The 12,005-nt window shown below is 30.8% G+C and carries 13 protein-coding genes; 3 read left to right on the plus strand and 10 right to left on the minus strand.

Annotated elements, in window-relative coordinates; all coding sequences use genetic code 11:
• Positions 1-49: 49 nt before the first annotated feature.
• The 7 genes from ACXY7N_RS19755 to ACXY7N_RS19785 form a co-directional block, all read right to left on the minus strand.
• Complete coding sequence (locus tag ACXY7N_RS19755; protein ID WP_116349098.1) at positions 50-508, minus strand: GNAT family N-acetyltransferase; 459 nt, start codon at positions 506-508, stop codon at positions 50-52.
• Positions 509-830: 322 nt separating this feature from the next.
• Positions 831-1,535, minus strand: a complete 705-nt coding sequence (locus ACXY7N_RS19760; RefSeq protein ID WP_016134733.1) for an alpha/beta hydrolase — start codon at positions 1,533-1,535, stop codon at positions 831-833.
• Positions 1,536-1,839: 304 nt separating this feature from the next.
• Complete coding sequence (locus ACXY7N_RS19765; RefSeq protein WP_098560213.1) at positions 1,840-2,499, minus strand: HAD family hydrolase; 660 nt, start codon at positions 2,497-2,499, stop codon at positions 1,840-1,842.
• 19 nt (positions 2,500-2,518) lie between these two features.
• Positions 2,519-3,220, minus strand: coding sequence for a 5'-methylthioadenosine/adenosylhomocysteine nucleosidase (locus ACXY7N_RS19770; RefSeq protein WP_033660080.1), 702 nt, complete (start codon positions 3,218-3,220; stop codon positions 2,519-2,521).
• Positions 3,221-3,237: 17 nt separating this feature from the next.
• Positions 3,238-3,987: a WecB/TagA/CpsF family glycosyltransferase gene (locus tag ACXY7N_RS19775; protein ID WP_000386252.1), complete on the minus strand. Its 750-nt coding sequence runs from the start codon at positions 3,985-3,987 to the stop codon at positions 3,238-3,240.
• 12 nt (positions 3,988-3,999) lie between these two features.
• Positions 4,000-5,400 (minus strand): M3 family metallopeptidase, encoded by a 1,401-nt coding sequence (locus ACXY7N_RS19780; protein WP_353811205.1) that lies wholly within the window; start codon positions 5,398-5,400, stop codon positions 4,000-4,002.
• 115 nt (positions 5,401-5,515) lie between these two features.
• Positions 5,516-6,784, minus strand: a complete 1,269-nt coding sequence (locus ACXY7N_RS19785) for an APC family permease (RefSeq protein ID WP_016087489.1) — start codon at positions 6,782-6,784, stop codon at positions 5,516-5,518.
• Positions 6,785-6,926: 142 nt separating this feature from the next.
• Between ACXY7N_RS19785 and ACXY7N_RS19790 the strand changes: the two genes are divergently transcribed.
• Positions 6,927-7,361, plus strand: a complete 435-nt coding sequence (locus ACXY7N_RS19790; protein ID WP_016087488.1) for an Lrp/AsnC family transcriptional regulator — start codon at positions 6,927-6,929, stop codon at positions 7,359-7,361.
• An 88-nt stretch (positions 7,362-7,449) separates the two neighbouring features.
• On the opposite strand, the gene ACXY7N_RS19795 is transcribed toward ACXY7N_RS19790, so the two are convergent.
• Positions 7,450-8,721, minus strand: coding sequence for a helix-turn-helix domain-containing protein (locus tag ACXY7N_RS19795; RefSeq protein ID WP_098486475.1), 1,272 nt, complete (start codon positions 8,719-8,721; stop codon positions 7,450-7,452).
• Between the two features lie 463 nt (positions 8,722-9,184).
• Between ACXY7N_RS19795 and ACXY7N_RS19800 the strand changes: the two genes are divergently transcribed.
• Positions 9,185-9,388 carry a hypothetical protein gene (locus ACXY7N_RS19800; RefSeq protein WP_002189898.1) on the plus strand — a complete coding sequence of 68 codons (204 nt, stop codon included), beginning with the start codon at positions 9,185-9,187 and terminating at the stop codon, positions 9,386-9,388.
• A gap of 77 nt (positions 9,389-9,465) precedes the next feature.
• Here ACXY7N_RS19800 and ACXY7N_RS19805 read toward each other — a convergent pair whose 3' ends face one another.
• A complete protein-coding gene (locus ACXY7N_RS19805) occupies positions 9,466-10,326 on the minus strand; it encodes a DegV family protein (protein ID WP_016134736.1) in 861 nt (286 codons plus the stop codon).
• 225 nt (positions 10,327-10,551) lie between these two features.
• On the opposite strand from ACXY7N_RS19805, the gene ACXY7N_RS19810 reads away from it, so the two are divergent.
• Positions 10,552-10,992 carry a GNAT family N-acetyltransferase gene (locus tag ACXY7N_RS19810; RefSeq protein ID WP_016087484.1) on the plus strand — a complete coding sequence of 147 codons (441 nt, stop codon included), beginning with the start codon at positions 10,552-10,554 and terminating at the stop codon, positions 10,990-10,992.
• Between the two features lie 286 nt (positions 10,993-11,278).
• Here the strand turns inward: ACXY7N_RS19810 and ACXY7N_RS19815 are convergent.
• The coding region (locus ACXY7N_RS19815; protein WP_488592572.1) for a BC_2427 family protein at positions 11,279-12,005 on the minus strand (727 nt) is incomplete at its 5' end.

The following is a 12,005-nucleotide window of genomic DNA, read 5'->3' on the forward strand; positions in this document are numbered from 1 at the left end:
TACACGAAACAGAACAAAAGTTCTGTTGAGAGGGATAAATATTGCTTCACTACATCCTTTTATATAGGTTCAAATAATGGCTCGCTCCCACATATTTTGTCCCTTTCACAAATCCACTCGAAGTATAAAATTTGTCACCCTGTTCTGTATCTGTATGTAAGACAACAATATTAAAATATTTTTTCGCATCGTTTAAAATTCGTACTAACAGTAACCTCCCTAATCCTTTCCTTCGGTATTCTTTTGCAATATAAAATCTCCTTACCCTACCAATCTTATTATTTTCTGTAAATGGATCCTCATTTAGCCCTCCTATTCCAATTAGCCCTTCCACTTGAAAAATACCATATAAACATTCACCAGTTTTATTAAAGGTGTTTATTTTATTTTCATAATCACTTTTTAGTTTTATTAGGAAATTAAACCCTTCTTCTTTGCTTTCTTGAACAAGATAATCGTGTTCGTATATCATTAAATCCTTAATTTGTCGAATATGTATATCTTTCAAGTAAATTCCCCCCTTAATATGAAAATACATAAAAATGCTCAAGAATCATTTATTCTGAGCATTTTTATGGTTGCTACTTTATTCAATTCGTAGTAGGTGTATTCTTCACTTCAGATGTAAATCGATAATTTAATTGTTTAATTTCTATACATATAAAGGTATTTGTACTCAAAAATCATGAATAAAGTTGTTTAATTCTTATCGAACTAAAGCACTTGTTTGTTTAAGTGAATACATTTACATTTATAATGTCTCTCAAATATAATATCAGTTTATAAATTCAACATTCTTCTCTAACAGGTTCAAATTAAAATATGATTTGTTAATCTATATGTTTGTGTAACCACTGTTCAAATATCTTTAACTGTTCTTCAGTATGAAAATAATGTTCACCTGTCTCCATAACTTCTAATTCACAACGATGTTTTTTTGTAAAATAGTTAATAGTTTCAAATTCACACAGTTCATCCTTAGCTCCATACATAATATATGTATCTGTATTCCATGTACTAATAGGATGCTCTTTTACATAGCATAAATAATCCCAATATAATTTTTGATCAATCGGTGTCTCTATAGTCATTTCTTTTTGCAAAAGTTCTGGTGTTACATTAAACCATTTCATCATATTTTCGATAATTCGTTCCATGTTAACTACTGGTGATAAAAATAATGCCTTTTCTATCACATCATTTCGATAGGCTAAAAGGCTAAAATAAGATCCGATACTACATGCAAACACACTTATTTCTTTCCAATGTTCTTTTGCGTAATCCATAATTATAGATAATTCCCTAACACAAAACTGTACTTTGCAAGGAGTATTTTCATTTTTTCTTTCTCCATGCTCAGGCAAATCAAAGCTTAATACTTGATAACCTTTTTGATTAGCTTCTTCAGCTAGTATTTGAATAACTGTATCTTCCTTATTTGACATATTTCCATGTACTGCAATAAAAATTTTTTCACTTTTATCTCCCCATAAAACCGCGGGAATATCACCAATTTTAAAATTATCTTTAAGCATATTTCCTCCGTAAAATAATATATATAGAAATTAGCAAAAAACTACACACACTTTATAATCCTCTACTCAATTTTCAAGAAATTAAACTATTACTAATGCATCACAAATGAATTGAAATCTCAATCTATCTCTGAATAACAGTGTCTATTTTGAATAAAAAAATCTTTCTATTTTCCATTTCTTCAGAAACTACAAGTTCTTATTTTAATTCCTTAATGAGCTAATCTACTTCGTTAGTGGAAGAAGGATTTTTAAACAATTATATTATTTTTCAAATGACTTTATTATAAATTAAACACCTTTATTATCTCTGCACAGCAGGCAATATCCCCTTCAACTCCAGTAAATTATCTATTACTATATCTGCTTGAGCAAGCTCATCTTCTTGTGCAAAATCAAAATTGCATCCAACCGCAATCAAGCCATTATCTTTAGCTGCATTTATATCAGATAAACGATCCCCGACTACGGCTGCTTCTTTTACATCATATTTATTCAAAATACTTTTTACTAAGTCGCTTTTATTAAGTGAGTTTATTTGTTCAATACTAAATGTTTCAGTAACCCATTGATCTAAAGCATAATAAGATACGATTGCTCGTAAATATTCAGTTAAACCATTACTAGCAATATATATTGAACAACTATTTTCTTTTATATATGCTAACACTTCTTTTACATTCGGGTATAATGCACCTTTTCCACTCTTAATGTTTTCAATTAATCTTTCTAAAAAAAATGCATCTGTTTGTTCTCTTACTTCAAGAGAATGATTTGGTAATAACGCTTCCCAAACTTTCGGTAAAGGCACACCCATGATTTCACGGTATTTATCAATAGGTGTTACCGTATCCCATAATTGCAATGAGCGTAAATGATCAAAAGTATCATCTAACGATAATTCTAAAATTTTATCTGTTTGAAATAACGTTCCGTCCATATCAAAAATTAATGCTTGTAACATTTTACTCTCTCCTTTTGAATTACAATACAGTTTTACTTGATATATTTTTCAGCATCTCAACGATAATTTCCGAACAATAATTCGCCGCCGTTTTCGCGAAGTCATCATAAGAGACTTGTGCTTCATCGTCTGCGCTGTCTGAAATACATCTTATAACGAGAAACGGTATATCATTTATATGGGCAACATGTCCAATTGCTGCACCTTCCATTTCTGTACAATGCGGTGCAAATTCGTCTATTAACTTCGCTTTTAGGTTTGAATCTTCAACAAAACATTCACCGCTTACAATTCTTCCTTCATGAACCGCAATATGTAAACAACTACAATTGCATGCTTTACGTGCTAACTCTACTAATTCCTTACTTGCGACAAATTCTTCTTGGAACGGGAATAAGTTTTTCATTTGAGTTTTACTTACATCATGATGGGTAACATTCGTTGAAATAACTACATCGCCAACTTTTACATCCGGATGTAACCCGCCAGCAACACCTGTATTGATGATAGCATTTACATCAAATTTATGAATTAATGTTTGCGTACATGCGGCTGCATTTACTTTCCCTACACCAGAACGTGTAATAATTACTTCTGTTCCCATGAATTCTCCAACGTAAAAAGGTATTCCAGCAATTGTTTGTTCTTCTTTTATAACTAGTTTTTCTAAAAGTAAGTCTATTTCAATTTGCATTGCTCCGATAATGCCGATTTTGTTCATGTATGTAGTCCCCTTCATTAATTACTCCCTTTAATTCTTTCAGACATAACCGAAAATAAAAATTTCGGAAGTACAAGTTGTCTCTTTAACCGTTTCGGCTGTGAGAGTAGCCTATACAGCCATTCGGTTCCAGTATCCCTCATAATTTTCGGTGCTCTTTTTACAGTACCAGATATTATATCGATCATGCCTCCAATACCAATAGATAGCGGAACGTTTAATGTTTGTATGTTTTCATAGATGAATTCTTCTTGTTTTGGTGAACCTAGTCCTACTAGCAATAAATGCGGCTTGAATTGCTTAATTTTTATTTTTACTTCTTCTATTTCTTCAACATTTACAAATCCATGCTGTCCTTTAAACTGTGCTCCTGGGAACTGCTCATTTAATTTTAATAATGCCTTTTTATTACTTTCTGGTGCGGCTCCAAAAAGAAAGACACGGTATCCATTGTCATTACAATATTTTATTAAATCATGAGTGATATCTGCCCCAGTAACACGTTCTTTCAAAGTTCCCTTCAATATTTTCGAGCCAATTATGACGCCAATCCCATCCGCTGTTATTAGATCCGCAGATAGTAACATCTTTTTAAACTGCTTTGATTTTTCTGTGGTCTCCTTTGCAGACATAACAATTTCAGGATTTGCAGTTACTACAAACCTTGGTTTCTCTTGTTGTTCATGTAGCCAACCTTTTAATAAACTTATAGCTTTTGCGTATTCTAAAGTTGAAAAAGGTATTCCTTTTATAAGCTGGTAATCCACTATACTCTCCCCTTACGTAAGCTGCAAATATTCATCGATATCTTTAGAAATTTGTTTAAAAGCTTTATCCCAAAATTCATAGCTTGTTATATCTATTTCAAAATGTTTTTTCATAAGCTCTTCCACTGGAGCTTTTCCTGTTTCTCGTAAAAACTCTTTATATTTCGAATGAAAAGTACTTTTAGTTTCTTGAGCCATCTCTAATAAACTAAAACTAGCTAAATAGCCAAATGTGTATGGATAATTATAAAAAGGAATATCTGCTATATAAAACTGAACATATTTCATCCAAACAAACGGCTGATATTCTGATAATGCATTCCCATATGCTTTTTCTTGCGCTGCTATAGATAACTTCTCAATTTCATCAGCACTTACAGAACTTTCTTTACACTTTTCATAAAAATTCTTCTCAAATTCAAACGATGCTCGAATCGCCATTACATAATTAAAACTGTTTCTTATTTTCCAACTAAGCAATGACTTTTTCATATCTATACTATCTGTTGTTTGAATTAGATAATTTATGAGCACGGTTTCAAAGAAAATAGATGCTGATTCTGCTGTACTCATTGGCAGGTAATCATCTAAAAATGAAGTAGATTGTTCCAAACTCATAACATAAAAATGCCAAGCATGTCCTAATTCATGAGCAAGTACTCTTACACTATCAATTGTTCCATCATAACGCATTGAAATACGGGATTCTTTTTCACTGAAAAAAGGAGCACAAAACCCACCTGGTGGTTTATTATCTCTCGGTTCAGCATCTACCCATCCATTTGCTATTGCATTCTGTGCGAACTGTGCCAATTCTTCATCTATATTTTTTAGTGCATCATATATGTTTTTTACTGCTACTGAAAAAGGAATAATAGCCTCATTATTTTCTTTTACTGTCATAAGTTCATGCCATGTAATGGAAGCTTTCCTTTTCTTATACACGTTTAAAGCACTTATTAATAACTCGAATACTTCTAATCTTTCCTTTTCATTATCACTATTCATTGCAATATTATTTGCTTGTCCAAAGGATAATTGTTTTTCATTGTGCTCTATTTCTATCCTATTCCTTAATTGTATGTACATACTTTCCCACGCATTAAGTTCATCTTTTATTAATCCATTGTTACTATTATTGGAAGTTTCCACTTCATTTTGTTGTATTAAATGCTGCACTTCACTTTTTAGTTCTTTTACTTTCACTGTCAATAAAGCAATTTCAGATGCAACACTTTCTTCAGCAGATCGGCAATACAAATAGTATTCTGCTTTTTCAATAGCTTGTATAAGTTTTGAAAGAATCACTACATCTTTTGTCACATAATATTGTTCTTTCAAACCCAATATTGGAGTTAGAATATCCTCAATTGGATACAATCGATCTAAATCCCACCTAGCAATTTCGTGCATTTTTATAGCCGCCCCCTATTTTTACAAATAGTTACAGATGTTCTCCCTACACAATTATATAAGAAATGGTAAAATTTTAACATCTTTAAATATTTAGATTTCTAAAAGCGAAGTCTTATTGATATTCTTTACTTCCGTTAATGAAACACACATAGCATAAGCACATGAATGCTACGGCTACTGGAATCAGTATTACTCCTCCAATAAAAGGGTAAACAACTACACAACATGTAAAAGCTACTATAGAAAAAATTTTACCTAACCTATTCTTTATTAATTTCATTCCAGCCGCAGTACCGACTATATATGTAACAATTCCTAACGAATTCGGTATTAAAACAATTTTATCTATGCTAATATGGAAAACGAAACTTATTAACAAACCTATTATTGCAATAAAACCTACAACTTTTACTGCATTTGTTGGTGTTTCTCTTTTTTTATTAATATGTGCTAAATACCGCGGTGCAACTTCTTCTTTTCCTAATGAATAACCTAAGCGTCCCATACTTGCAATAAATGCATTTGTTGTCCCTAAACAAATGATAAAAGCTACAAATCCAATTAACCATGCAAATTGATCGCCTAATGTTTGCTTAATTACAAGCACGAGAGCTGTAGTATTATCAGCATTTATATGATAGGATTTCGTTCCAATTACTGATAATGCAATACCAATATATAAAACTCCAATAATAACAATCGCAACCCCCGTAGATAAAATAATATTTCTTTTTCTAGGTGTTTTAAATTCTGGAGCTAAACTTGCAATAGCTTCCCAACCGAAAAAAGACCAAAAAATTAATAAAGATGCATCTAAAATTGAATTTACTTCTTGCATACAAATATGTACATTTATATTGTTCATTTCAATATAAGGTAGCGAACTGATAATTGTTACGATTAAGATAAATAAAGTTAATACACCAATACATATTTGAAATAATCCACTCATTTTTAACCCGTATAAATTGAAACCAATTGAAATACTTAAAATAATAAGCGCTATAACGTACGATAAATGTGATGATAAAGCAAACACTTTCACTATATACATTCCACCAGTCATTGAGACAACGATTTGCCCAACGCTACCCGCAATAAAAAAACACCAGCCTATAATAGCACCTATATTTTTACCGAAAGCCTTTTCTGAAAAAGTAGCAATTCCACCTGCACTCGGATGCTCAATCGATAAAAAAGCGAATGTGAATGCAAGTGGAATACTAAGTAATATCATAACAAGCCAAGAAACAAGCGCATTCCCTTCTGCTACACTTGCTGTCATACCAGGTAATATAAGAATTCCCGATCCTAAAACCGCTCCGACGTATAAGGCTGTTCCTTTTGTAATAGAAATTGTTTCATCAAAATGATTAGACATTACATGCACCTCCATTTATATTTTAATTATAGAAAGTTATCAGTCTATTCAATATACAAAAGTGTATGTAATTTAACATGAGATTTTATATTATGTATTTATTTCAGAAATTTACTTTCAATTTTGCAAAGGAGCATAATTCATGGATGAAATTGATAAGAAAATAACGCTATTACTACAAGAAGATGCCAGAATGACAATTACAGAAATGACCGAACACTTACACCTCAGCCGCCCTAGTGTTACAGAAAGACTAAAGAGATTACAAGATACTGGAATACTTGAGAAATATACGGCTCGGATATCATTAGATGCAGTTGGAAAATCAATTCAAGCATTTTTAAGAATCGAAAATTTAAAGATTCCCTGCAAAAAATTTGAGGAGAAAATATACGAAGAACATAGAATACTTGAATGTCACCGGGTGACAGGTGAAAGTAGCTATTACTTAAGAGTAGCGGTTCACTCAATGAAAGAATTAGAGGAATTAATTGATATCGTTATACCATTTGGTACAGTAAAAACTTCGATGATTTTATCTTCACCGATACCTTATCGACCAGTAATTATAGAATAGTAATAAAAAGAGGCTATCCAAAAGGTATAAAATACCCTACTCTTTTGGATAACCCTTTACAATTTATAAGAATTTTGGCTAAACTTCTTTATAAATCCATTTTATTTTCAACTGATATTTTATAAAATTTCGCAGATAATTTATAAGAGCGATTTTCATTATAAAAGTTACCTAATTCATAGGATAATTCAGCAACTAAACGCTGTTGGTTTTTTTCTACTCCTACTTCAATTGCTTTTTGCATATTTTTTTCATATTCATAATAATCTCCACGTATTTTGAATACTTTAGCTTTCAAACCATATAGTTGGACATATGCAATTGGTACGTCATAAATCGATAAAAAATGAAATGCTTCATTCATAACTTTATTAACATTTTTCCAATCTTTAAGTTCTATGTAAATCTCCAACATGTTTCGTAACGCATAAACTTTTTGATCTTTCTGTGATAAAAATTCACTTAATTCCAAAGTTTTTTCGTAGTATTTAATGGCATTCGTATAGTCTTTCAAACCTTGATAAATTTTCCCGTAATCATAAGAAATTATAGGTAAATACTTTGAATCACCATTAATAGCCAAACTTTTTTCTACTTGCTGTAAAATTTCAAGTGCCTTTTCATATAACTCATCCATAATATACAATATTGCAAGCATTAAAAGTGTATTTATTACGTTTTTCTGCATACCATTTTTTCTGTATACGTTGTAAGTTTTTAAGGCATACAAACGACTAATACTTTTATCTTTATAAAGCTCCTTATATACATGACATAAATTATAGTATATATGACCATGTTGTTCAGTTTCTTCTACACCAAGTAAACTCTCTGCCTGTACATAAATATCATGCGCAGCAATGTAGTCTTGTTTATTATAAAAATATAAACCTCGAGCTTTTAAGTAATAAATATAATCTTCTGGATCTTGTAGTTCGACCTGACTTGGTATCATTTGCGAAGCTTGATCTATAAGCGACTTTACATGCAAAACGTTTTTTTGTCGGGCATGATAGTATATAAGTACACCATATACCTTTAGTAATAAATGGATTGAATCCACTTCACGAACGTATAATTCTAACAAAGATAAGTCAGCTTCTGTAATACTTTTATCTTTTTTATATTTATTACATATTTTAAGAATAGTAAGCTTTATCTCCTCGTAATTGCCATCTATGAGAAAATCGCAATCAACACCCAGCTTCTTAGAAACTTGTTTTAAAAAAGAAGATGATGGTTTGATTTTCCCACTCTCAATTCTACTTAAATAGGTTACTGAGCATATTTCTGATACGAGCTCCCCCTGTGTCAATCCTTTATGCATACGAACTTGCCGAATACGTTCCCCTATTTCCATCTTTTTCTCTCACTAATTAACCATTTCATGCTTTTTACTAATTAAGTCATTATGTATCTACATATTTTTCATACTAAATAAAATATACAATTTCACAAATGTAAAAAAATGTATCATTCATTTTAATTTTACATTCATATTATGATTATTTCTAGATAGCTTGTTAAATTTAATGGTTTAAATTTAAGGTTTTTGCCCACTTTTTTCATACAATTTTACTACTTGTTATTAACAAGGACAGCGCCATATACTTGAATTACGATAAACTTAATGAAAAGGATTTAACTACATGTAAACTATCATTCTTAAAATAGATCGAATGGTTAATTATATTTACCTAGTACATGGAAGACATCTATTGTAAATGAAAATAAATTAAGTGAGCTCAATAGATGAATTATCAATATCACATCCTAGAAATTAGTTTATCGAATTATTTAGTAAATATGAAAGGATGACAAATATGATTGTAAAAACAAAAAAAGATTCAACACGAAAAATGGCAAGATATGTTGGAGGCGCTGCTACTCTTTTATTGCTAGCATCCTTCCTTTATCAGTGGAACAATGGTTTAGTAGTTGATGATACTGAAACATTTGGTTTCATACTAGCCTTCACTGGTTTCCTATCTACCTTCATACCTACTAAAAAGAAAGTTACTAACTAAAATAAAATTACATATTTTTCATCCGCATAAAACAATTATATTAGAATTAAAAAAGGATTGATCAAAAGATCAATCCTTTACTCTACTTCATTTAAGAAAAATAACGTTATAACGCCAGGTCCTGTATGTGCTCCAATTGCTGCACCAATTGTATTTACGATAAATACTTCACAGCCAAATCTATCCGTAATTAATACTTTTAATGCTTCAGCTGTTTCTAAGTCGTCACCATGAGTCATAGCGATTGTTTGACCTTTAAGGTCTTTTCCGCGCTCTTCCATAATATCTACAATTCGGCCAAGGACTTTCTTTTTCCCACGTACCTTTTCAAGTGGTACAAGCTTTCCTTCTTCTACGTTTAAGATCGGCTTAATGTTTAGTAACCCACCGATAAAACCTGCTACTTTACTTAAACGTCCACCTCTAACAAGGTACTGCAAGTCAGCTACAGTGAAGATATGTTCCATATGATTCATTAGAAAATCAACACGTTTTAAAATATCTTCTTTTGATGCGCCGTCTTTCGCCATTTTAGCAGCTTCTAAAACGACAAGCCCTTGACCAAGCGAAGCACATTTTGTATCGATAATTTCTAAATCTAAATCAGCATAAGTTTCTTTCACTTCTTCTTTAATAACAACTGACGATTGATATGTACCAGACAGTTCAGATGAAAAAGCTAAATATATACAAGGATTACCTTCTTTTGCATAAGAAACAAATTTTTCTTGGAAAGTTTCAAGTGAAGGCAATGACGTTCTATAAACTGCGCCTTCTCTCATTTTTTGCAATAATGTAACTGACTCTAATGTAACTCCATCTAAATACTCTGTTTCTGCTTCATCATATACACGGAGTGGAATTAAATCAATATCATATGCTTGCAGCAATTCTACCGGTAAATCCGCCGCACTATCCGTAATGATTTTAACACCCATTTTTAAACCTCTATTCTGTTATAAATATAAAAAATATAAAATAAAAATAGTACTTTTAAATTATATACGTAAAACTTAAATGAAGAAAGGAAAAGACTTTATATTGTATGCACTATTCTTCAAAACTTGAACAGTAATTGGAAATCATGCGATTCCAACTACTTTTTTCCTGATATTATATTCAATATAATGAAAATAACGCAAGTTTTCCAAAGGAGGATGCATATGAGTATTCAACTAGCTACATCTAATGACCTAGAATGGATTAATAATCAATATGAATCGATAGGATTTGTACAAAGTGATTTAGAGAGAGATAAAGTTGCAATCATTACATACAACAATGAGTATGCAGGTGTTGGACGATTAGTCCAACTAGATGAAAATACTTTAGAAATGGGTGGGATTTTTATTCTCCCTCAATTTAGAGGTCTACAATTAGCTAAGAAACTTGTTTCATTCTTAGTACAGACTGCGAAAGCATTAGAAATACAAAACGTATTTTGTATTCCTTTTGAAGAACTAGAAAGTTTTTATAAAACATATGGCTTTATTGATGTTGATATGACGAAAGAAGTTGTCCATCCAATTATTCTAAAAAAATATAATTGGTGTTTAGAAAATTATGATAAACATGTATTACTATTCAAGTTGAGAGTCTTGTAAAAAAGAAGTGAATACACTTTATTTTACACATCAGTTTATAGCAAGTAATTATCAATTTTTTTATTAAATTCTTAAATCAAACCACATATAATCCAAATTTTATGTCTGTTTTTAATAAGTGTTAGTAAGTTTGTTTTCAAACATGTTAGCACTTATTTTTTCATAGACCTAAATAGATTCATATAATAAAGTAACTATCCCCGTTAGCAAAAATTAGTCTTCATAAATATTACACTGAATTTATTGAGGGAAAACCATTTGTAGCATTTAGGGAATATATTCATTTTTATTTCATTCGTACTTGTACTTCCTGTTCTTGTATTACTTGAACGACTAATTCCAGTACAATATTTTGCATTAATTGATACATATTATTATGAAATGTACTTTGTTCTGATATGTATTCAATACATTGATAAATATAGCCTTCTACAAATAAGCTCCCTTTTTCAACTGTAAATGTATTTTGTCCATTTTTTATTACTTTTGGCACTAAGAATTCAGTTTTTGTCAAAACAATCTCCTGTTCCACCTCTTTTATTCCTATGACTTTTTCTTTAAATACAACTTTTTCTCGTAAAATAATTTCACCTTTATATTTTCCTATTTCTATTGGTAGCTTGGCTGTTATAACATTATTTACTTCTCCTTCATTTTTACCCTCTAATATTATGCTATGTATAGGGGTCCATGAAGATGTCTCTACCTTATTCTCTTCAATATTCCCTATGACTTTTTTATTATATAATTCCATAAGCACTCTCTTTTCATGAAGATTAAAAGAAACTATTTCACAATAAGCCTCCGAATGATACTGTTGTACTGTAGTTAATAACTTAGAATCTAATTCACGCCTACCTACATCTTTTTCATTTTGAAAAACAAACGCTTCTTGATTTTTTATGTTTATTTTTGGAAATACTTTAAAACTAGACACTTCAGAAATAATAGAAAATGGTGTTTTCACTACCATTGAACGCACTGATGGTTCTATTTGTGATTCAGATGTTGCA

The organism is Bacillus sp. 5w2 (assembly GCF_054353775.1).

Coding starts and splice junctions, on each gene's coding strand:
- ACXY7N_RS19810 (WP_016087484.1), top strand. CDS start 10,552: ATGAGTATTCAACTAGCTACATCTAATGACCTAGAATGGATTAATAAT.
- ACXY7N_RS19795 (WP_098486475.1), bottom strand. CDS start 8,721: ATGGAAATAGGGGAACGTATTCGGCAAGTTCGTATGCATAAAGGATTG.
- ACXY7N_RS19760 (WP_016134733.1), bottom strand. CDS start 1,535: ATGCTTAAAGATAATTTTAAAATTGGTGATATTCCCGCGGTTTTATGG.
- ACXY7N_RS19790 (WP_016087488.1), top strand. CDS start 6,927: ATGGATGAAATTGATAAGAAAATAACGCTATTACTACAAGAAGATGCC.
- ACXY7N_RS19805 (WP_016134736.1), bottom strand. CDS start 10,326: ATGGGTGTTAAAATCATTACGGATAGTGCGGCGGATTTACCGGTAGAA.
- ACXY7N_RS19765 (WP_098560213.1), bottom strand. CDS start 2,499: ATGTTACAAGCATTAATTTTTGATATGGACGGAACGTTATTTCAAACA.
- ACXY7N_RS19780 (WP_353811205.1), bottom strand. CDS start 5,400: ATGCACGAAATTGCTAGGTGGGATTTAGATCGATTGTATCCAATTGAG.
- ACXY7N_RS19770 (WP_033660080.1), bottom strand. CDS start 3,220: ATGAACAAAATCGGCATTATCGGAGCAATGCAAATTGAAATAGACTTA.
- ACXY7N_RS19785 (WP_016087489.1), bottom strand. CDS start 6,784: ATGTCTAATCATTTTGATGAAACAATTTCTATTACAAAAGGAACAGCC.
- ACXY7N_RS19800 (WP_002189898.1), top strand. CDS start 9,185: ATGATTGTAAAAACAAAAAAAGATTCAACACGAAAAATGGCAAGATAT.